At 49.4% G+C, this 22,204-nt stretch carries 18 protein-coding genes; 16 read left to right on the plus strand and 2 right to left on the minus strand.

The annotated features are described in order from the left end of the window. The first annotated feature begins 13 nt into the window (after window positions 1–13). The 3 genes from ACVA58_RS14760 to ACVA58_RS14770 all read left to right on the plus strand — a co-directional run bounded on the left by ACVA58_RS14760 (window position 14) and on the right by ACVA58_RS14770 (window position 2,668). Window positions 14–835: a sulfite exporter TauE/SafE family protein gene (locus ACVA58_RS14760; protein ID WP_446511201.1), complete on the plus strand. Its 822-nt coding sequence runs from the start codon at window positions 14–16 to the stop codon at window positions 833–835. Between the two features lie 42 nt (window positions 836–877). Next, entirely contained in the window at window positions 878–1,684 is an 807-nt protein-coding gene (gene lgt / locus ACVA58_RS14765; protein ID WP_446511202.1) for a prolipoprotein diacylglyceryl transferase, read from the plus strand. Between the two features lie 132 nt (window positions 1,685–1,816). Beyond that, window positions 1,817–2,668 carry a thymidylate synthase gene (locus ACVA58_RS14770; protein WP_107350710.1) on the plus strand — a complete coding sequence of 284 codons (852 nt, stop codon included), beginning with the start codon at window positions 1,817–1,819 and terminating at the stop codon, window positions 2,666–2,668. Between the two features lie 423 nt (window positions 2,669–3,091). On the opposite strand, the gene ACVA58_RS14775 is transcribed toward ACVA58_RS14770, so the two are convergent. After that, the gene (locus ACVA58_RS14775; RefSeq protein ID WP_446511203.1) at window positions 3,092–4,237 is read right to left on the minus strand and encodes a Na/Pi symporter; all 1,146 of its coding nucleotides are present in this window, start codon (window positions 4,235–4,237) and stop codon (window positions 3,092–3,094) included. A 482-nt stretch (window positions 4,238–4,719) separates the two neighbouring features. Here ACVA58_RS14775 and nhaA point away from each other — a divergent pair, with 482 nt between their 5' ends. The 4 genes from nhaA (at window position 4,720) to ACVA58_RS14795 (ending at window position 7,720) form a co-directional block, all read left to right on the plus strand. Then, the gene (gene nhaA / locus ACVA58_RS14780) at window positions 4,720–5,898 is read left to right on the plus strand and encodes a Na+/H+ antiporter NhaA (RefSeq protein WP_446511204.1); all 1,179 of its coding nucleotides are present in this window, start codon (window positions 4,720–4,722) and stop codon (window positions 5,896–5,898) included. Beyond that, complete coding sequence (locus tag ACVA58_RS14785) at window positions 5,895–6,161, plus strand: hypothetical protein (RefSeq protein ID WP_446511205.1); 267 nt, start codon at window positions 5,895–5,897, stop codon at window positions 6,159–6,161. The genes nhaA and ACVA58_RS14785 overlap by 4 nt, the downstream gene beginning before the upstream one ends. 262 nt (window positions 6,162–6,423) lie before the next feature. After that, window positions 6,424–7,314 carry a transcriptional activator NhaR gene (gene nhaR / locus ACVA58_RS14790; protein WP_107350706.1) on the plus strand — a complete coding sequence of 297 codons (891 nt, stop codon included), beginning with the start codon at window positions 6,424–6,426 and terminating at the stop codon, window positions 7,312–7,314. A gap of 106 nt (window positions 7,315–7,420) precedes the next feature. Then, window positions 7,421–7,720, plus strand: a complete 300-nt coding sequence (locus ACVA58_RS14795; RefSeq protein WP_446511206.1) for an ArsR/SmtB family transcription factor — start codon at window positions 7,421–7,423, stop codon at window positions 7,718–7,720. Between the two features lie 74 nt (window positions 7,721–7,794). On the opposite strand, the gene rpsT is transcribed toward ACVA58_RS14795, so the two are convergent. Continuing rightward, window positions 7,795–8,055, minus strand: coding sequence for a 30S ribosomal protein S20 (gene rpsT / locus ACVA58_RS14800; protein WP_255041925.1), 261 nt, complete (start codon window positions 8,053–8,055; stop codon window positions 7,795–7,797). Window positions 8,056–8,262: 207 nt separating this feature from the next. On the opposite strand from rpsT, the gene murJ reads away from it, so the two are divergent. The 9 genes from murJ to carB all read left to right on the plus strand — a co-directional run bounded on the left by murJ (window position 8,263) and on the right by carB (window position 21,699). Continuing rightward, a complete protein-coding gene (gene murJ, locus ACVA58_RS14805; RefSeq protein WP_446511207.1) occupies window positions 8,263–9,822 on the plus strand; it encodes a murein biosynthesis integral membrane protein MurJ in 1,560 nt (519 codons plus the stop codon). A 123-nt stretch (window positions 9,823–9,945) separates the two neighbouring features. Beyond that, a complete protein-coding gene (gene ribF / locus ACVA58_RS14810; protein ID WP_446511208.1) occupies window positions 9,946–10,917 on the plus strand; it encodes a bifunctional riboflavin kinase/FAD synthetase in 972 nt (323 codons plus the stop codon). Continuing rightward, complete coding sequence (gene ileS, locus ACVA58_RS14815) at window positions 10,914–13,745, plus strand: isoleucine--tRNA ligase (RefSeq protein ID WP_446511209.1); 2,832 nt, start codon at window positions 10,914–10,916, stop codon at window positions 13,743–13,745. Before ribF ends, ileS begins: the two co-directional genes overlap by 4 nt. Beyond that, window positions 13,745–14,281, plus strand: a complete 537-nt coding sequence (gene lspA, locus ACVA58_RS14820) for a signal peptidase II (protein WP_428654670.1) — start codon at window positions 13,745–13,747, stop codon at window positions 14,279–14,281. Before ileS ends, lspA begins: the two co-directional genes overlap by 1 nt. Window positions 14,282–14,376: 95 nt before the next feature. Continuing rightward, the gene (gene fkpB / locus ACVA58_RS14825; RefSeq protein WP_446511210.1) at window positions 14,377–14,811 is read left to right on the plus strand and encodes an FKBP-type peptidyl-prolyl cis-trans isomerase; all 435 of its coding nucleotides are present in this window, start codon (window positions 14,377–14,379) and stop codon (window positions 14,809–14,811) included. 12 nt (window positions 14,812–14,823) lie between these two features. Further along, window positions 14,824–15,765 carry a 4-hydroxy-3-methylbut-2-enyl diphosphate reductase gene (ispH, locus tag ACVA58_RS14830; RefSeq protein WP_446511211.1) on the plus strand — a complete coding sequence of 314 codons (942 nt, stop codon included), beginning with the start codon at window positions 14,824–14,826 and terminating at the stop codon, window positions 15,763–15,765. Between the two features lie 132 nt (window positions 15,766–15,897). Further along, window positions 15,898–16,707, plus strand: a complete 810-nt coding sequence (gene dapB, locus ACVA58_RS14835) for a 4-hydroxy-tetrahydrodipicolinate reductase (protein ID WP_446511212.1) — start codon at window positions 15,898–15,900, stop codon at window positions 16,705–16,707. A 611-nt stretch (window positions 16,708–17,318) separates the two neighbouring features. After that, window positions 17,319–18,458 carry a glutamine-hydrolyzing carbamoyl-phosphate synthase small subunit gene (carA, locus tag ACVA58_RS14840; protein WP_428654660.1) on the plus strand — a complete coding sequence of 380 codons (1,140 nt, stop codon included), beginning with the start codon at window positions 17,319–17,321 and terminating at the stop codon, window positions 18,456–18,458. 16 nt (window positions 18,459–18,474) lie between these two features. Next, window positions 18,475–21,699: a carbamoyl-phosphate synthase large subunit gene (gene carB / locus ACVA58_RS14845; protein WP_446511213.1), complete on the plus strand. Its 3,225-nt coding sequence runs from the start codon at window positions 18,475–18,477 to the stop codon at window positions 21,697–21,699. Window positions 21,700–22,204 lie beyond the last annotated feature (505 nt).

Below are 22,204 nucleotides of genomic sequence, written 5' to 3' on the forward strand. Positions count from 1 at the left end.
TGGTATAAGTAGTATGGCCGACATTTTATCTTTGTATGCAAACGAACTATGGGTGTTTGCTTGGTGCTTGGCTCTGGGGGGCGTGGTCGGGGTCCTGGCTGGCTTGCTGGGGATTGGTGGTGGTTTGCTGGTGGTACCAGCGCTGGTATGGCTGCTGCCTCAGGCGGATATTGGTGCCGATATGGTGATGCATATTGCTCTGGGAACGTCCCTAGCCAGCATTGTACTGACTTCGGGCTCGTCGGCGCGTAACCATTTCAAGCTCGGCAACGTGGATTTAGCCATCGTTCGCAGCTTGGCACCGGGGGTTATTCTCGGAGGGCTGGGCGGCAGTTTTGTCGCTGAATTGGTGCCTTCATCGATGTTGCCGAAAATCTTTGCCATTATTGTGTTATTGCTGGCAACCCAAATGCTGTTGTCACTGCGTTTTAGCGGCCAGCGTGATTTGCCCAGTGGAGTGGGCACATTCTGCTCTGGCGGAGTGATAGGGGTTGTGTCTAGCCTGGCTGGTATTGGTGGTGGCTCGTTGACGGTCCCTTATCTGAACTGGCATGGGGTAGAAATGCGCCGGGCCATCGGGTGCGCCTCTTTTTCTGGTGCTCTGATCGCGATTGCTGGTATGAGTGGGTTTGTGTTGGCCGGTGCGGGTGAGCAGGCGCTGCCGGCGATGAGTTTGGGCTATGTGTACTTGCCGGCTTTGTTGGGTATCGTATTGGTCTCAATGCAGACGACACGTTTCGGTGCGGCTTGGGTAAGCTTCCTACCGACACCGGTACTTAAGAAAATATTTGCGGTTTTTTTACTGTTTATCAGTATCAAAATGTTTATGGGGTAATCATCATAGGCCTATCGCCTGTGAAGAATAGAGATTGTTTAGATGAGCCAAGGTTTTTTTACGTTTCCGAATATTGATCCGGTGTTGATTGAAATCGGACCGTTAGCCATCCGCTGGTATGGCATGATGTATTTGTTGGGGTTTGTGTTTGCCATGTGGTTGGCCAATCGCCGGGCTGACAAGCCGGGCAGTGGCTGGACCCGTGATCAGGTCAGCGATTTATTGTTTGCCGGTTTCCTCGGGGTGGTACTCGGTGGCCGTATCGGTTATGTACTGTTCTACAACTTCCCGTTGTTCCTCGATAACCCGCTTTACTTGTTCAAGGTCTGGACCGGCGGGATGTCCTTCCACGGTGGTTTGCTTGGTGTGATTGCGGCTATGATCTGGTATGCCTACAGAAACAACCGGACCTTCTTCAACGTTGCTGACTTTATTGCCCCACTGGTGCCATTTGGGTTGGGTGTCGGCCGTTTGGGTAACTTCATTAATGGTGAGCTCTGGGGCCGGGTGACTGACTCGCCGTTGGGTATGGTGTTCCCTACTGGTGGTCCGCTACCTCGCCATCCCTCGCAGCTGTATGAATTTTTCCTCGAAGGTCTGGTGCTGATGATCATCCTCAATGTGTTCATCCGCAAACCGCGACCAGCTGGGGCCGCCTCGGGCTTGTTCTTATTCGGCTACGGCAGCTTCCGCTTTATCGTTGAGTACTTTCGCGAACCGGATGCACATCTGGGCTTGTTTGGTGGCTGGATCAGTATGGGACAGATTCTGTCGTTGCCGATGGTGATTGGTGGAGCCTTGATGATGCTGTGGGCTTACAAGTATCAGCCAAAAGGTAAGACGGCTTAATCTAAACGTATATCAAAACAGGGCAGCCTAGGGCTGCCCTTTTTTATCGCTGGATATAATATCCCCTGAATAATTCGCGTATTCGTGTAGAATTGGCCGCACTTTATTTGTTGAACTAGGGCCAGCGGAACCATGAAACAGTATCTCGCGCTTTGCCAGCGCATTGTGGACGAAGGAGTATGGGTTGAGAACGAGCGAACAGGTAAGCGTTGCCTGACGGTGATCAATGCCGATTTGAATTACGATGTAGCCAACAACCAGTTTCCGCTGATCACTACGCGCAAAAGCTTCTGGAAAGCCGCGATTGCCGAGATGTTGGGTTATATCCGTGGCTATGACAATGCTGCTGACTTCCGCGCCCTGGGTACGAAAACGTGGGACATGAATGCCAATGACAATGCCGCGTGGCAGGCGAACCCTCACCGCAAGGGTGAAGATGATATGGGCCGCGTCTACGGCGTACAGGGCCGTAGCTGGCAAAAGCCTGACGGTAGCACTATCGACCAGCTTCGCAAAATCATTGATAACCTGAGTAAGGGCATTGACGATCGTGGTGAAATCCTGACCTTCTACAACCCGGGCGAGTTCGATATGGGTTGCCTGCGTCCGTGCATGCATACCCACACGTTCTCTTTGCTGGGTGATACGCTGCACCTCACTAGTTACCAGCGTTCTTGCGATGTGCCACTGGGGTTGAACTTCAACCAAATCCAAGTTTTCGCCCTGTTGGCGATTGTTGCCCAGATCACTGGCCATAAGCCGGGTCAGGCTTACCATAAAATCGTCAATGCTCATATTTATGAAGATCAGCTGGAGCTAATGCGTGATGTCCAGCTTAAGCGTGAGCCGTTTCCATCGCCGCAGCTGAAGATCAATCCAGACATCAAATCGCTCGAAGATCTCGAGACTTGGGTCACAATGGATGATTTTGAGGTGGTGGGATATCAGCACCACGACCCAATCAAGTACCCTTTTTCTGTATAAAAGTATTTCTCACGGTAACAAGGTGTTGTCGCTGAAATAACTTTTACCCCTCAAAAGCCCCTTTTTGGGGCTTTTTTTATACTTATGATTTGGTAAAAAATTCAACAGTGGCGATTTTGTGCTTGCTCGTAATTGGAACTGATGTTGTTTATTTCTAGCGGAGTAAGACAACGAAAGCCGATAGGCTAAAAAGCGCCTCAATAGAGCTGAGAAAGGGAAATTGACGGAACCGAGTAATATACACACCAAACACAGTGTTGTGCTGTTAGCGAGTGCTTAGGGCCTTTTGGGGGGCGATGTTGGTTGTAGTTGGGGAGTAAAGAGTAATCTAAGGGTTGGGCGGAGGGAGCTGAGCGAGGGTAAAAAAGAAGTAATAAAAACCCCGCCGGAGCGGGGTTTTTTAAAAGAAGGTGAGTGTCGTTATTACGCTGTCATCGCTAGGATTGCACCAGGGATAACAATAAACACCAAGCCAACATAACCAGCAACAGCTGCTTTACTCTTGGTACCTAGATCACCTAGGAAGAACGCACCTTTCAGTGGTAGTTCACGCAGGAACGGTACACCGTAGATAAGCAGGGTTGCCAGCAGGTTAAACGCTAAGTGAACCAGAGCAATCTGCAGAGCAAATACTGCGTACTCACCTGATACAGCGGTTGCTGCTAACAGGGCGGTAATACATGTACCGATGTTCGCACCGAGTGTGAACGGGTAGATATCACGTACTTTTAGTACGCCTGTACCTACCAACGGAACCATCAGGCTGGTTGTCGTAGAAGACGACTGAACCAAAATCGTTACCACTGTACCTGAAGCGATACCGTGCATCGGACCGCGACCAATGGCACTTTTCAGAATTTCACGGGCACGGCCAACCATCAGGCTGCGCATTAGTTTGCCCATAGCTGTAATCGAGACAAAGATCAGACCGATACCAATGGCAATCATAAACAGACCGCCCATAGAACCCAAACTAGACAGTGGACCTTTGATTAGGTTAACACCTGGGCCTGTTACGGCCTTCATGAAGTTAAGACCACCCATATCCATGTTGGCTGTGCCCATCATCGGCGATACCAACCACGTCGAAATCTTGTCCAGTAGACCGAACATCATTTCTAGCGGCAGGAAGATTGCTACAGCTAGCAGGTTGAAGAAATCATGGACTGTCGCACTGGCAAATGCACGGCGGAACTCTTCTTTGCAACGGGCATGACCTAAACTAACTAAGGTATTGGTTAGTGTCGTACCCATGTTAGCACCCATCACCATAGGGATGGCGGTTTCAACTGGCAGGCCTCCAGCAACCAGACCAACGATGATAGATGTTACTGTACTGGATGACTGGATAAGCGACGTCGCGACCAGACCGATCATCAGGCCAGCAACCGGATGCGAGGCAAACTCAAAGAGCGTCTTAGCTTGTTCACCAACAGATAGTTTAAAGCCGCTGCTCACAACAGAGACAGCAACAAGTAGAACGTAAAGCATGAACGCTAGATTAGCCCAGCGGACCCAACGCATAGAGCTGCTCAATGGCTGTTCAGCAGTAGTGGCTTGGGTAGTCATAATCATTTCTCCATGACAGGAATATGTCGTTTTGGTTTCATATTTTTGAAATCTGAGGGCGATGGTAGAGATCGATTATTTCAGAAATATGACAGTTGCTGTCACAGAGTAAGTTTGTGCTCTTTTTGCGAGGTTGAGACGTTGTCCTCGGTGTAATGAATATTTTACTTTGATTGTAAGTCACTGACTTTGTATGTTTATTTTTAAGTTGATTGTTTTATGGTGTCGTTAAATTTTTTTCTCTTGTAAATGTGCTTTTTTTAGAATTAATTAGTTCTCGATGGCTTTTTGAGCTGTGTTAAATGACAAGTATGACAGTGTAAATAAGACAGTACGGTTATTGCTTGCATTGATGGTGATATTGCTCGGTTTTTCCGATATTTATGTTCCAAACAAACGATTTAACAATTTAGTGCTGTGACGACTAAACTAAATTTACATTTTTCTTGTGACATTTGTTTCATGCAAAGGAGTTCCGGTCCATGACCGATGCGATTCGTAAATTCTTAAAACTAGAATCTGCTGGTGGGATTATCCTGATCATCGCGGCAGCTGTAGCCATGGTGATTGCAAACTCTCCGTTGCAGGATTTATATAACGGTACTCTGCACACTTATGTTGCAGGCCTATCTATTTCCCATTGGATCAATGACGGCCTGATGGCTGTGTTTTTCCTGCTCATTGGCTTGGAAGTCAAGCGTGAGCTGATTGAAGGGGCGCTAAACACCAAGGAGAAAGCGATTTTCCCAGCGATTGCAGCTGTCGGTGGTATGGTTGCACCCGCATTGGTTTATGTGCTGTTTAACTTTTCCGATCCGCTAGCGGTACAAGGATGGGCCATTCCGGCTGCAACAGATATTGCTTTCGCTTTGGGCATCATGGCTCTGCTTGGCAGCCGTGTACCGGTTACTCTGAAGGTCTTTTTGTTGGCACTGGCCATTATCGATGACCTTGGCGTTATCGTGATCATTGCCCTGTTTTACAGCAGCGACCTGTCAACCTTGGCATTGGCTGTGGCTTTTGCGGCGACAGCAGCTCTGTTTGTCATGAATGCAAAAAATGTCACCAAGGTGTCTTGGTATGTAGTGGTTGGCTTTATCCTTTGGGTCAGTGTGCTTAAATCTGGCGTCCATGCAACGCTGGCTGGTGTAGTGATGGGCTTTGCCATTCCGCTGTCCGGCGAAAATGGCTTATCGGATGAGCATTCACCGCTCAAGAGAATGGAGCATGCCCTGCATCCATATGTCGCATTCCTGATCCTGCCGCTGTTCGCTTTTGCCAATGCTGGGATCTCGCTAGAAGGGGTCTCTTTGTCTGGCCTGACATCGATGTTACCGCTGGGTATCGCCCTTGGCCTGATGATTGGCAAGCCGCTAGGTATTTTTACCGCGAGTTACCTGGCTATCAAAACCGGTATGGCGACGATGCCGGAAGGTATTGGATTTAGGCAGATTTTTGCGGTATCAGTACTGTGTGGTATCGGTTTTACCATGTCCATCTTCATTTCGTCGCTGGCCTTTGTTGGTGCACCTGAGGATTTCAGTACCTACTCTCGTTTAGGGATTTTGTTGGGGTCGACGATATCAGCTGTAGTGGGGTACATGATGCTGAGCCGGTCGTTGCCTAGAACTGTTGCCAAGGAAAACGGAGGTGTAATATGAAACGCGCATTGATTGTTGTTGGGATCATGATGTCAGCTTCAGTGATGGCAGTGCCGGATTATCAAAGCTGTAACCAAGACAGTAGCTCTGACATTTGTCAGGCTTACTTGGCGGGTTTGAACCAAGCGAAGTCGGCAGTTGAGACCACGGCTATGGTTGAAAATGACAGCTCATTTCGCTCCAGGGCGCTTGAGCAACGGGTTGGCGAACGCTATCGTAAAATGACGTCGATTGAGCAAAAAAATCCTTCAACTACCGAGTGATAAACATTTTTTTTGATAGATGAAAACTGAATAAGTGTAATATTTCATTTGTGAATGATTGATTACGGTTGAAGCGCCCAGAAGCTAAGCGTAAGCTGACTTCTGGGTTTTTTATTTTTAAGGCAGTCGAATTTCCAATCAGCATTTTGGTAACCTGACGACGTTACCGTAAACTCTCCTTGTATCCGGTTGTTCAACTTCTACGTTGTTCCATGACCGTCCCGATTGGAAATGCACTGCTTATGGAAAATGGTTGCTAAACATGTCTCACCTTAACTACAACCACCTTTATTACTTTTGGATGGTCTGCAAACAGGGCTCGGTCACCAAGGCCGCTGATGCGTTGTTTTTGGCTCCGCAGACAGTCACAGGGCAGATCAGGGCACTGGAAGAGCGCCTCAAAGGTAAATTGACCAAGCGAGTCGGCCGTAATATCGAACCGACCGAACTGGGCCAACTGGTTTTCAAGTACGCCGATAAGATGTTCGATCTCAGCTATGAAATGCTGGATATCGTCAACTACACCCAGCGCGAGAATCTGCTGCTGGAGGTGGGTGTCGCTGATGCGCTGTCCAAACGCCTTGTCAGCAAGGTCTTGATGGAAGGCTTGCCTGAAGACGAGCGTATTCACCTACGCTGTTATGAATCAACCCATGAAATGCTGTTAGAGCAACTATCGCAGCACAAGCTGGATATGATTCTGTCTGACTGTCCGGTGGACTCTACACAGAGCCCGGGCCTATACAGTAAGAAGCTGGGTGAGTCGACGATGAGCTTCTTCTGTACCGAGCCGGATAAGCCGCTGAACTTCCCTGCCTGCATTGAGGATTACAAGTTATTGATCCCGGGCCGGCGAACGGCAATGGGGCGTAAGCTGATCCATTGGTTCGATCAGATGGGGATCACTCCCAATATCCTTGGCGAATTTGATGATGCTGCCTTGATGAAAGCGTTTGGCTTGTATCAGCAATCGATGTTCGTTGCTCCGTCGATTTATGCCGCGGAGCTGGAAGATACCAGCCACAATATCCGCGAGGTGAAGCGGGTGAAGGAAATTCGCGAGGAGTACTACGTTATTTTCGCCGAACGGATGATCATGCACCCGGCTGTTAAGCGAATATGTGAGGCGGACTTTAGAAAACTGTTTAAATAACGTTGCGGTTTTTTGTTCGATTTATTCAAATATCCATACAGTGTGCTAGAAAACCATGTTTAAATTAAGTACATTAGCGTTAACTTAATTGACAGGTGGTAGCAGTATGGAACTACAGCAAATGGAGCAAAATGCCCCGAAAGCCGTAGCTCTGCTAAAAGCAATGGCCAACGAGCGTCGTTTATTCATCCTGTGTTATTTGCTGGAAGAAGAAATGTCGGTCGGTATGATGAGCGAGCGGCTGGGGCTTAGCCAGTCGGCTTTATCACAGCATTTGGCCTGGTTGCGGCGCGATGGCCTGGTAGAGACAAGGAAGGTTGCTCAGACGGTGTATTACCGGCTTAAGAGCGATGAGGTCAAAGCGATGATACAGTTGTTACACAAGCTGTATTGCGGGGCCGAGTAGCGCAGCGATTGTTGAAAAGCAGATATAAAAAAACCGGCTTACGCCGGTTTTTTTATCGAAATCAAAAACTCAAATTAAAGAGCTTTGATTTTAGCAGCTAGACGAGCTTTATGACGTGCAGCTTTGTTTTTGTGGATCAGGCCTTTAGTAGCCATGCGATCCATAACAGGTTGCATTTCATTGAAAGCTTGAGTAGCAGCTTCTTTGTTGCCCGCTTCGATAGCAGCAATTACTTTCTTGAAGAAAGTACGCATCATAGAACGACGGCTAGCGTTATGCTGGCGACGTTTTTCTGAAGTGATCGCACGTTTCTTAGCAGATTTGATGTTAGCCAAGGGTATAACTCCAAAACTTGGTACGGTGACATTTTAAGGCCGAGGACTATGCCTCTTTTACCCGTAGTTGTCAAATGATTTGTGCAAATAACCGCCTAACCAATTGAATTGGCACTTGCGGATTAACACGGTTAATATGGCGGCAGATTTTACCAGCATTTGGCTACGGAAGTCACCTTTTGGGGCCATCTTTATGAGGTTTTTTTTGTGAGCAAGCGTCTTTTGCGCTCAGGACTGATTGTCAGCACCATGACATTGGTCTCTCGAGTGCTTGGTTTGGTGCGGGATGTCGTGGTCGCCAACCTAATGGGGGCCGGGGCTGCGGCCGATGTTTTCTTCTTTGCCAATAAAATACCTAATTTTCTGCGGCGTCTATTTGCTGAGGGAGCCTTTTCGCAGGCGTTTGTCCCCGTTTTGACTGAATACCATGCATCCGGTGAGGTAGACCGTACCCGGCAATTGATAGCAAGGGCGTCGGGTACCTTGGGTGTGATTGTCTCTATCGTGACCCTGCTGGGCATTTTGGGCTCCGGTGTGGTGACAGCCTTGTTCGGTGCCGGTTGGTTTCTCGACTGGCTTAATGACGGGCCGTCGGCTCCGAAATTCGAGTTGGCCAGCCTGTTGCTGAAAATCACTTTTCCTTATTTGTGGTTTATTACCTTTGTTGCCTTATCCGGGGCTATCCTTAACACGCTGGGAAAATTTGCCGTTTCCTCGTTTACTCCGGTCTTTCTCAATGTCGCGATCATTGGTTGTGCCTGGTTTGTATCACCGAACTTGAGCCAGCCGGAGATAGGCTTGGCGCTAGGGGTCTTCCTTGGTGGTCTGATCCAGTTTTTGTTCCAGCTGCCGTTTTTGTATAAAGAAGGCATGCTGGTGAAGCCAAAATGGGGATGGCATGATCCGGGAGTGGTGAAGATCCGCACCTTGATGATCCCTGCGTTGTTCGGTGTCTCGGTCAGCCAAATCAATCTGCTGTTTGATACCTTTATTGCCAGCTTTTTGGCGACTGGTTCGATCAGTTGGTTGTACTACTCCGATCGTCTGTTGGAGTTTCCGCTTGGCCTGTTTGGTATTGCCATTGCCACGGTGATCTTGCCTGCGTTGTCGCGTAAGCATGTTGATCAAAGTCCGGAGCAATTTGCCCACACCATGGACTGGGGGGTACGGATGGTACTGTTGCTTGGACTTCCGGCAATGCTTGGTTTGATGGTATTAGCCAAGCCGATGCTGATGGTGTTGTTTATGCGCGGTGAATTCAGCCCTAACGATGTCCAGCAGGCGTCGATGTCTTTGTTGGCCTATGCGTCCGGGTTGCTTAACTTTATGTTGATTAAGGTACTGGCGCCGGGCTATTACGCAAGGCAAGACACCAAGACCCCGGTGAAGTTTGGTATCATAGCCATGGTCACTAATATGGTATTCAATGCCATCTTTGCCTACTTCTATGGGTACGTTGGTCTGGCGATGGCTACTGCATTGTCGGCATTGGTCAACGCTGCTTTGCTGTACCGTGGTCTGCACATGACCAATGTGTATAAGGTGACCGCGGAGACCCTGTGGTTTGTTATGCGCCTTGCCATTGCCGGTGCTGCGATGGCCGGTGCGCTGCTGTGGTTGCTGCCTGACATGACGGTTTGGCTGGAATGGAGCTTCTTGAACCGTGCCTCCTGGTTGGCAGGGCTGATCGGCGCAGGTGCTAGCGTTTACCTAGTGGCTGTCATGTTGATGGGGATCCGTCCTCGCCACCTGCGCGCGGCGAGTTAAATTGACCCAATAGCTCAGCGAGTGGTGATAAATCGCCGATAAAATCTCGCTGGTTGATGCATAAGGTTGGGGTTTGGGTATATAATCCGTCAGTTTTTCACTCTGCGAAAATGAACTTGACGCATGGAATTGATCCGAGGAATACATAATATCCAGTCTAGGCACAGCGGTTGTGTGCTGACGATTGGTAATTTTGATGGTGTTCACCTAGGCCACCAGGCAGTGCTTCGCAATGTCATGGCCAAGGCGAAGGAGCTGGGCTGTCCGGCGACAGTCATGAGCTTTGAACCCCAGCCTCAGGAGCTGTTTGCTGGCGATAACGCACCAGCTCGGCTAACTCGCTTTCGCGACAAATACTTACGCTTGAAAGAGCAAGGTTTGGCGCGTTTTCTGTGCGTGAACTTCAATCGTCACTTTGCTAGTTTGTCGGCACAAGATTTTGTTCGCCGCTTGTTGGTTGAGCAATTGGGTGTTAAGTTTCTGGTAGTTGGCGATGATTTTCGCTTCGGCAAAGGCCGTAGCGGAGATTTCGCTATGCTGGAAGCTGCCGGTAAAGAATATGGCTTTACCGTTGTGAGCACCCAGAGTTTTTGCGTTTCCGAGCAGCGTGTCAGCAGTACCGCTATTCGTCAGGCACTGGCCGACGACCAGCTCAAGCTGGCAGAGTCCATGCTAGGACGTCCTTTCAGTATTGGTGGACGTGTCTCCCATGGTCGAAAATTAGGACGAACTATCGGTTTTCCGACAGCCAACGTCCCTCTAAAACGCCGGGTTTCGCCGGTTTCTGGCGTTTATGCCGTTGAAGTCTACGGCGTGGCCGATACACCGCTTGCTGGTGTGGCCAATGTCGGTCGGCGACCGACGGTAAATGGTGTGCGCCGCCAACTGGAAGTACACCTATTTGATTTCCAATCTGATCTCTACGGGACTCAGATTGACGTTGTGTTATGCCATAAGCTGCGCGACGAGATAAAATTTGAATCATTTGATGCGTTGAAAGCACAAATCAAGCGTGATGCGCAGTCAGCACGGGTGTGGCTGACTGAGCGTAATAATGTCCAACTTCGCCCAAGTAACGGAATCGAGAATCAATGAGCGACTATAAAGATACCCTGAACCTGCCTGAAACAGGGTTTCCGATGCGAGGCAACCTAGCTCAGCGTGAGCCTGCAATGCTTAAGCGTTGGTACGATGAAGATCTTTACGGTGAAATTCGTAAAGCCAAGAAGGGTAAGAAATCCTTCGTACTGCACGATGGCCCTCCATACGCCAACGGTGATATTCACATTGGTCACGCGCTAAACAAGATTCTTAAAGACATTATTATTAAGTCAAAGACTCTGTCAGGCTTTGATGCGCCATATATTCCTGGTTGGGATTGTCACGGCCTTCCTATCGAGTTGATGGTAGAAAAGAAAGTGGGCAAGCCGGGCCAGAAGGTGACGGCTGCGGAATTCCGCGAAAAGTGCCGTACTTACGCTGCCGGTCAGGTTGAAGGCCAGAAAGAAAGCTTCATGCGCCTAGGCGTGCTGGGTGAGTGGGACAAGCCATACCGTACTATGGACTTTGGCACTGAAGCCAACATCATCCGCTCACTGGGTAAAATTGCCGATAAGGGCCACCTGCTTAAAGGTTTCAAGCCTGTTCACTGGTGTACCGACTGTGGCTCTGCACTGGCAGAAGCTGAAGTAGAGTATAAAGATAAAGTTTCGCCTTCTATCGATGTCCGCTTCAAGGCGGCTGATGAAGCGGCAACTGTTGCGAAATTCCAGTGTGCTGACGGCCATACCGGTGAAGGCGATATCTCTATCGTGATCTGGACGACAACACCTTGGACACTACCTGCTAACCGTGCTGTGGCTGTTCGTGACGATCTGGAATATGTACTTATTCAGGTTGAAGGCGAGAAGAAAGAGCGTTTGATCGTGGCTGCTGAACTAGCGAAAGACGTTCTAGATCGCGCCGGTATCGAGCACTTCCACAACCTTGGTTTCTGTAAAGGTGCCGATCTGGAGTTGATGCAGTTCAACCATCCGTTCTATAGCTTCGATGTACCTGTGATCTTAGGCGATCACGTAACGACTGAATCAGGTACGGGTTGTGTACACACAGCGCCTGGCCATGGTCAGGAAGACTTCGCGGTAGGTCAGAAATACGGTCTGGAAGTGGCGAATCCTGTTGGTAGCAACGGCGTTTACCTGCCTGACACCGAACTGTTTGCTGGCCAGCACGTATTCAAGGCTAACAATGCGGTTGTTGAAACCCTGAAAGAACACGGTGCACTATTGCACCACCACGCTTACGAGCACAGCTACCCGCATTGCTGGCGTCACAAGACACCAATTATCTTCCGTGCGACCCCGCAGTGGTTTATCTCGATGGATCAAGCTGGCCTTCGTGCTAAGGCACTTGAAGAAATCAAGAACGTACAGTGGATGCCTGAGTGGGGCCAGAGCCGTATCGAAGGCATGGTTGAAGGCCGTCCTGAATGGTGTATCTCTCGCCAGCGTACTTGGGGTGTGCCAATTGCCCTGTTTGTTCACAAAGAAACACAAGATCTTCATCCGAATAGTGCTGAGTTGATCGAGAAAGTGGCAAAACTGGTTGAGCAGAAAGGCATCCAGGCCTGGTGGGATCTTGACCCAGCTGAAGTTATGGGTGAAGACGATGCCGCTAAGTACGAAAAAGTACTCGATACTTTGGATGTATGGTTCGACTCAGGTGTTACTCACTTCTCGGTGGTTGATAGTCGCGAAGAATACAACGGTAACAGTGCTGACCTGTATCTGGAAGGTTCTGACCAACACCGTGGATGGTTCCAATCGTCTCTGATTTCGTCGGTAGCGATGAAAGACAAAGCACCGTACAACCAAGTACTGACTCACGGTTTCGTGGTGGATGGCCAGGGCCGTAAGATGTCTAAATCTATCGGTAACGTTGTTGCGCCGAAAGATGTGACCAACAAGCTAGGTGCCGATATCCTGCGTCTGTGGGTTGCTTCAACAGACTACACCGGTGAAGTGGCAGTATCTGACGAAATCCTTAAGCGTTCAGCCGATGCCTACCGACGTATCCGTAACACGTCGCGTTTCTTCTTGGCTAACCTGAGTGGTTTCAACCCAGAAACTGATTTGGTTGCACCGGAAGAAATGGTAGCTCTTGACCGCTGGGCTGTAGGGCGTGCAATGGCTGCGCAGGAAGAAATCATCAAAGCATACGATGAGTACAACCTGCACACAGTTACCCAGCGTCTGATGCAGTTCTGCTCAGTTGAGATGGGTTCTTTCTACCTCGATGTGATTAAAGATCGCCAGTACACAGCAAAACAAGGTGGCCATGCGCAGCGTAGCTGTCAGACCGCACTATACTACATCGTAGAAGCCTTGGTTCGTTGGATGGCACCTATCATGTCGTTCACTGCTGATGAGATCTGGAACGAGATGCCTGGCCAGCGCGACAAGTTCGTGTTTACCGGTGAGTGGTTCGAAGGTTTATTCGGCCTAGCGGAAGGTGAAGCGCTGAGCAATGAGTTCTGGGCTGAAATCCAGACCGTTCGTGGTGCGGTGAATAAGCTGCTTGAAGGTGCACGTAAAGACAAAGTGATCGGTGGTGCACTGCAGGCTGAAATCACGCTGCACGCGTCGGAAGCATTGGCTGCCAAGCTGAACAAGCTGGAAGATGAACTGCGTTTTGTTCTGCTAACATCAAAAGCAGAAGTCGTTGTTGCTGACAGTAAGCCAGAAGGCGCCCAGGAAACTGATGTGGAAGGTCTGTTTGTGACTGTTGCAGCATCTGAAGCGGCGAAGTGTGACCGTTGTTGGCACCACGTTGCCGATGTTGGCACTATCGAAGGCCACGAAGAAGTGTGTGGTCGTTGTGTCAGCAATGTCGAAGGTGAAGGTGAAGAGCGTAAGTTTGCCTAATGAGTAAGTTATCGTCTGAGAACAGACTATCGCTGAAACAATCTGGGGTTCGTTGGCTATGGCTAGCGACTCTGGTCTTTGTTATTGATATCGCCAGCAAACTGTTGGTGATGAATACAATGGAATACGGTTGGCCAAACCGTATTGAACTGCTGCCATTCTTTAACTTGCTGTATGTCCATAATACAGGTGCAGCATTTAGCTTTTTGAGTGATGCTGGTGGTTGGCAGCGTTGGTTGTTCGCGGCGATAGCCCTTGGGGTCTGTGCAATGTTGGTGTTCTGGATGCGCAAGCTTCCGGCAAGCCAAAAACTAGCGAATGTGTCCTACGCCCTGATTATTGGCGGCGCGTTGGGTAACCTGTTTGATCGCCTGTACCATGGCTTTGTGGTCGACTTTTTGGATTTCTATGTGGGTACCTACCACTGGCCAGCCTTTAATATTGCCGATATGGGGATATGTATTGGCGCTGGATTGATCATCCTCGAAGGTTTTCTGTCTGACAAAGACAAAAAGAAGCAAGCCGTTAAGCACTAACCTTGCCTGAGCTTATAACCCTAAGCGCCGCCCGTTGATACGTGCGGCGCTTTGTTGTTAAATGGGCGGATAAAATATTCAAGAAGGGATCCTACATGTCGGTTATTACGGAAAGCAGTGCAGTTCTCATGCATTTTGCCATCAAGCTAGAAGATGGCTCAGTGGCAGACTCAACCCAGTCAATGGGCAAACCGGCAAAATTCACCATGGGGGATGGCAGCCTGACCGATAATTTCGAGAAGTGCCTGCTGGGATTGGCTAACGGGCAGAAAAGCAGTTTCGCTCTTGAGCCTGAAGATGCGTTCGGCTTGCCCAATCCTGATAATATCCACCATGTTGACCGTACCAAGTTTGGTACTGATGCCCCAGCCGAAGTCGGCAACATTATCGCCTTTGCCGGACCTGACGGTAGCGATATCCCGGGCATTATTACGGAAGTTCTCGGTGACTCTGTGACCGTTGATTTCAACCACCCGCTAGCAGGGCAGCGTGTGACTTTCGAAGTGGAAGTTGTTGCCATTGAAAACTAAGAGTCGTTAGCAATGAAAATCTTACTCGCGAACCCTCGGGGTTTTTGTGCCGGTGTTGACCGAGCCATCAGTATTGTTGAGCGTGCGCTGGATATGTACCAGCCGCCAATTTATGTCCGCCATGAAGTCGTCCATAACCGCTTTGTGGTTGAAGGACTCAAGCAGCGCGGTGCCATTTTTGTCGAAGAGCTGCATGAAGTACCGGACGACAATATTGTGATTTTCTCTGCCCACGGCGTATCGCAGGCTGTGCGTAACGAAGCGAAAGCGCGTCAGTTGACCGTGTTCGATGCAACCTGTCCACTGGTGACCAAAGTCCATATGGAAGTCGCCAGAGCCAGCCGTCGCAGTATGGAAGTGGTACTGATTGGCCATGCCGGCCACCCAGAAGTGGAAGGCACGATGGGGCAGTATGCCAGTAAGACTGGTGGCATGTATCTGGTCGAGAAGCCGGAAGATGTCGAAGCGCTGAGCGTGAGAGATCCAAGCAACCTGCACTATGTAAGCCAGACGACCTTGTCGGTGGATGAGACGGCTGATGTGATCACCAAGTTGCGTGAAGTGTTTCCTGAGATCCAGGGGCCGCGTAAAGATGATATCTGTTACGCGACCCAAAACCGACAAGATGCGGTACGAGAAATGGCGACTGATGTCGACGTGATGATTGTGGTTGGTTCGAAGAACTCATCGAACTCCAATCGCCTGCGTGAGCTCGCCGAAAAACTCGGTACACCGGGCTTCCTGACTGACAGTCCGGAAGATATCGATCAGGCTTGGTTTGATGGAAAAGCGAAAATTGGGGTTACCGCCGGGGCATCGGCGCCGGAAGAACTGGTTAACCAGATCATCGCCCGGATCCAGTCACTGACAGATGCAAGCGTAGACGAATTGTCTGGCCGCGAAGAAAACATGTTCTTCGAAGTGCCGCGCGAATTGCAGGTTAAGAACGTCTAAGCACAAGCCGCCGAAGGTTTGCTTTTTTGATTTATCAGCCCCAGCCATTGCTGGGGCTTTTTTTATCGTTCTCAACAGGCTACATTGGGAACCATAGAGTTATACCAAACAGAACCAGGGAGATGAAACGCAATGGTGAGAATTGCGATTGCTGGCGCGGCAGGACGAATGGGCCGTCAGTTACTGAAAGCGACACATATGTCCGAGCAGGCGGTATTGGGCGCAGCGACCGAGCGGCCTGAGTCAACATTGATTGGTGCCGATGCCGGTGAATTGGCTGGTATCGGTGCGGTGTCGGTTATTATCGTCGAGGATCTGGTGAAGGCCACAGACGACTTTGATGTACTTATCGACTTTACCGCACCTGTCGCGACATTGGCGAACCTGGCTTTTTGTCAGCAGCACGGCAAGAAAATCGTGATTGGTACCACGGGTTTCAGTGATGAGGAGCGTGCCCAGGTTGATCTCGTTGCCCAGTCAGTGCCGGTGGTGATGGCGCCAAACTACAGTGTTGGTGTCAACCTGGTGTTTAAGCTGTTGGAAAAAGCGGCCAAGGTGATGGGAGATTACTGCGATATCGAAGTCATTGAAGCTCACCACCGTCACAAAGTCGATGCACCGTCTGGAACCGCAATCGGCATGGGCGAGGCGATCGCCGGTGCCATGGGCAATAAGCTGAGTGATGTAGCGGTCTACGCCCGAGAGGGGATCACCGGTGAGCGTAGCCGTAATGAAATTGGCTTTGCCACCATCCGTGCCGGCGATATTGTCGGCGAGCATACTGCAATGTTTGCTGATATTGGTGAGCGGGTTGAAATAACCCACAAGGCGACCGATCGGATGACATTTGCCAATGGTGCCGTCCGGGCTGCAGCCTGGCTCCACAGTAAACCGCCAGGTTTCTATACCATGCATGACGTTCTAGGGCTCGATGAGCTGTAAATAATCTTGAATAGACCGGCCATTGGCCGGTTTTTTTTATCCAATAGCATGGTCAATTGAAGATAAAGTGGAAGGAAATGGATGATGCCAACCATTCCTTAGGGGGATATTAATCCGCTGTTAGGTACCACCGTTATGCTTGGTGAGTGCATATTCAGCCACTTTCTTTTCGTTCGTTTACCGTTTTAGATGGGGTTTGGAAGATAGACGATATTTCATGGGGTTTGGTTGGTGTTTTGGCCTGTTTGTTGTGTTTTGTGGGTGTTGAGTCTAAAAGCAACTGTAAAGTGTGGCTTTGGTGGCGATTTGATGCTGCTTTTTTGTTTTTGTTTTTCGTGCGATCTAGGCAAACGATAAACCGGATCGGTGATGAAATAAAGACTGATTAATGCCGGGGTTTTCTTGTTGTTTTGCCCGTCTTTGTTCATTTTTAGGGTGAGGGGGCTGAAAAATAATTTTATTTTTCGTGATCTGTTGACAGATTTCCCTGCTGTAACTAGAATGCGCGCAATTTGTCAAAATTCGGCTTGACTCGAGTTTTGACTTTGTATGGAATGGGTAATTGCAACTTTATCTGTTTTAACTGCATTTTTATATTTTTGGAGGTTGTCTTGAGCAAATCAGCGCTGTTAGTCCTAGAAGATGGGACAGTGTTCCGCGGCGTGTCCATTGGGGCAGATGGTTCCGCCGTTGGTGAAGTTGTTTTTAACACCTCGATGACGGGGTATCAGGAAATTCTCACCGACCCTTCTTATTCTCAGCAGATTGTTACTCTTACTTATCCCCATATTGGTAATACCGGAACCAATTCCGAAGATGAAGAATCCTCTTCAATCCACGCCCAAGGCCTGGTAATTCGTGACCTCCCTCTTATCGCTTCAAATTTCCGTAATCAACAGTCCCTTTCTGATTACCTGAAATCTCAGAATATTGTTGGCATTGCCGATATCGATACCCGTAAGCTAACTCGACTACTTCGCGAGAAAGGCGCACAAAACGGCTGTATCGTTGCGGGTAACAACCTGGACGAAGCGCTGGCATTGGCCAAAGCTAAAGAGTTCCCTGGCCTGAAAGGCATGGACTTGGCTAAAGAGGTAACAACCTCTGAAGCATATCAGTGGAAGCAGGGATCTTGGACGTTGGAAGGCGGTCTGCCTGAAGCAAAAGATGACAGCGAACTGCCATACCACGTTGTGGCGTATGACTTCGGTGCCAAGCGTAATATCCTACGTATGCTGGTTGACCGTGGTTGTCGTTTGACAGTGGTTCCTGCACAAACTTCTGCAGAAGAAGTATTGGCCCTGAACCCAGATGGTGTATTCCTATCAAACGGCCCTGGTGACCCAGAACCATGTACCTATGCGATTGAAGCTACCAAAGTGTTCCTAGAAAAAGGTCTACCGGTTTTCGGTATCTGTCTAGGCCACCAGATCCTCGCTCTGGCTTCTGGTGCTCAAACGGTGAAAATGAAATTTGGTCACCACGGTGCCAACCACCCGGTTAAAGATCTTGACCGCGACGTTGTCATGATCACCTCTCAGAACCACGGCTTTGCCGCTGATGAAGCAACGCTGCCTGAAAACCTGCGCGCGACCCACAAGTCACTGTTCGACGGCTCGCTACAGGGTATCCATCGTACTGACAAACCAGCATTTAGCTTCCAGGGTCACCCTGAAGCAAGCCCTGGCCCGCACGATGCAGCGCCATTATTTGATCACTTCATTGACCTAATTAAGCAGCACAGCGCCTAAGCCGGAGTAGTAAGCAATGCCAAAACGTACAGATATTCAAAGTGTTCTAATCCTAGGTGCTGGCCCGATCGTTATCGGCCAGGCGTGTGAGTTCGACTACTCAGGCGCTCAGGCTTGTAAAGCCCTGCGTGAAGAAGGCTACCGAGTTATCCTGGTTAACTCGAACCCAGCAACCATCATGACTGATCCAGAAATGGCCGATGCTACTTACATCGAGCCAATCCACTGGGAAGTGGTACGCAAGATCATCGAAAAAGAGCGTCCGGATGCCGTCCTTCCTACTATGGGTGGCCAGACTGCACTGAACTGTGCGCTTGATCTTGAGAAGCACGGCGTACTGGAAGAGTTCGGCGTGGAAATGATTGGTGCCACGGCTGACGCGATTGATAAAGCCGAAGACCGTTCTCGCTTCGATAAAGCGATGAAGTCTATTGGCCTTGAGTGTCCGCGTGCTGATACCGCGAAAACGATGGAAGAAGCTTACAAAGTTCTCGATATGGTTGGCTTCCCTTGTATCATCCGTCCATCGTTCACCATGGGTGGTACCGGTGGTGGTATCGCCTATAACAAAGAAGAGTTCGAAGAAATTTGTCGCCGTGGCTTGGATTTGTCACCGACAAACGAACTGCTTATCGATGAATCATTGATCGGCTGGAAAGAGTACGAAACAGAAGTGGTTCGTGACAAGAATGATAACTGTATCATTGTTTGTACGATTGAAAACTTCGATGCCATGGGTATTCATACTGGTGACTCCATCACCGTAGCTCCGGCACAAACACTGACAGACAAAGAATATCAGCTGATGCGTAATGCATCGCTAGCGGTATTGCGCGAAATTGGTGTTGAGACCGGTGGTTCGAACGTACAGTTTGGTATCAACCCGAAAGATGGCCGTATGGTTATCATCGAGATGAACCCGCGTGTATCTCGCTCTTCTGCACTGGCATCGAAGGCGACAGGTTTCCCGATTGCCAAAGTGGCAGCGAAACTGGCTATCGGCTTTACTCTAGACGAGCTGATGAACGATATCACTGGTGGCGCAACACCCGCTTCGTTCGAGCCAACCATTGACTACGTTGTGACTAAGATCCCTCGTTTCAACTTCGAGAAATTTGCCGGTGCTAACGACCGTCTGACCACGCAGATGAAGTCAGTTGGTGAAGTGATGGCGATTGGCCGTAACCAGCAAGAATCAATGCAAAAAGCCCTACGCGGCCTAGAAGTCGGTGCAAACGGCTTTGATGAAATGGTTGATTTAGACGCACCAGATGCACTAACAACCATTCGTCATGAACTAAAAGATGCAGGTTGTGAGCGTATTTGGTACATCGCCGATGCTTTCCGTGCTGGTATGTCAGTGGATGGCGTATTCAACCTGACCAATGTTGACCGTTGGTTCCTGGTACAAATCGAAGATATTGTAAAAGAAGAACAAGCAATTAAGGACGGTGGTTTCGCTGGCTTGAATGCAGACGTACTTCGTAAGCTGAAGCGTAAAGGCTTTGCTGATGCTCGTCTTGCAGCATTGCTAGGCGTTGCTGAATCTGAAATCCGCAAACTGCGTGACCAGTTTGACATCCACCCAGTCTACAAGCGTGTAGATACCTGTGCCGCTGAATTCTCTTCGGACACGGCGTACATGTACTCATCTTACGATGAAGAGTGTGAATCACAGCCGACAGACAAAGACAAAATCATGGTATTGGGCGGTGGTCCAAACCGTATCGGTCAGGGTATCGAGTTCGATTACTGCTGTGTTCACGCTTCACTAGCACTGCGTGAAGACGGTTATGAAACCATCATGGTTAACTGTAACCCAGAGACAGTTTCGACTGACTATGACACATCTGACCGTCTGTACTTCGAACCGGTAACACTGGAAGATGTACTTGCTATCGTACGTGTCGAGAAGCCAAAAGGCGTTATCGTTCAATACGGTGGTCAAACACCACTGAAACTGGCACGTGCACTGGAAGCGGCAGGTGTACCGATTATCGGTACCAGCCCTGATGCAATTGACCGTGCAGAAGACCGTGAGCGTTTCCAGGCTGCTGTTGAGCGCCTTGGCCTGCTACAGCCAGAAAATGCGACCGTAACGACAATGGAGCAGGCTGTTGAGAAATCAAAAGAAATTGGTTTCCCTCTGGTTGTTCGCCCATCATACGTCCTAGGTGGCCGTGCGATGGAAATCGTATACGATGAGCAAGACCTACGTCGTTACTTCAACGAAGCGGTCAGCGTATCGAATGAATCACCGGTACTACTAGACCGTTTCCTTGATGATGCAATCGAAGTTGACGTTGATGCTATCTGCGACGGTGAGCGTGTGGTTATCGGTGGTATCATGGAGCACATCGAGCAGGCAGGTGTTCACTCAGGTGACTCAGCATGTTCGCTACCAGCGTATACGCTAAGCCAAGAAATCCAAGATGTGATGCGCCAGCAAGTTGAAAAGCTAGCGTTCGAATTGGGCGTACGTGGTCTGATGAACACCCAGTTCGCGGTTAAAGACAATGAAGTCTACCTGATTGAAGTTAACCCGCGTGCTGCTCGTACGGTACCATTCGTATCGAAGGCAACTGGCGCACCGCTGGCGAAAATCGCTGCACGTGTAATGGCTGGTCAGTCTCTAGAGTCGCAGGGCTTTACCAAAGAGATCATCCCGCCATACTACTCTGTAAAAGAAGTGGTACTGCCGTTCAACAAGTTCCCGGGTGTTGACCCACTGCTTGGCCCTGAAATGCGCTCTACCGGTGAGGTTATGGGTGTTGGCGATACGTTTGCAGAAGCGTTTGCCAAAGCTGAACTTGGCTGTGGTAAAGAGAAACAAGCGAAGGGACGTGCTCTATTGTCTGTTCGCGGTAATGACAAGCAACGTGTGGTTGACCTAGCGTCAAAGCTGGTTAAGCAAGGCTACGAGCTTGACGCAACGCACGGTACTGCCGTCGTGCTTGGTGAGGCCGGTATCAACCCTCGCTTGGTGAACAAAGTACACGAAGGCCGTCCTCATATTCTTGACCGTATCAAGAACAACGAGTACTCGTACATTGTGAACACGGCGGAAGGCCGTCAGGCGATTGAAGACTCGAAAGTCCTACGTCGCGGTGCCTTGGCTGAGAAGGTGAACTACACCACGACACTGAACGCTGCCTTTGCAACGTGTATGGCTTGGAGTGCTGATGACCGTAATAAGGTAACCTCAGTACAAGAGCTACATGCTCGTATCAAAAACGCGTAATCACTGTTTTAGCTAGCGCGAAATAGTGCCAAAACGGCCTGCTAATGCAGGCCGTTTTGTTATCTATCAGGAAGCAGAATTCACCTAACTGTCATGGTGTTGTATAACTGTGATGTCATTAATACTTTGTGTCATTTGTGATTGAAAATCCTTTTGCAACACTCAACTGAAGCGCGTACAATTAGCCGCGTCGCATAAGCGATACTTATTTTTTGGAGACTTAGATGAACGATACCGACCATCCCCCGAGTATGAAGGTGGAAAATCAAACCTGTTAACGGTGTCGGTCTCCTATGATTCCGAACTGCCCTCAGGTTCGGAATAGTCTGTTCTTTCTCATCTTTTGATGACCCTTTTCAAACAAACTTTTCCTCGGTTTTCCCAGCCATTAACTCAATATAGAATCTCGCCAATGTGTGGTGAATGACAGGCTTTTTGCTGTCTTCAAATCGGCTTTGATATTGCCTTTTGCAGATAGGGACTAGCACATTCCCATCGTGTTATA

The organism is Photobacterium sp. DNB22_13_2 (assembly GCF_052873915.1).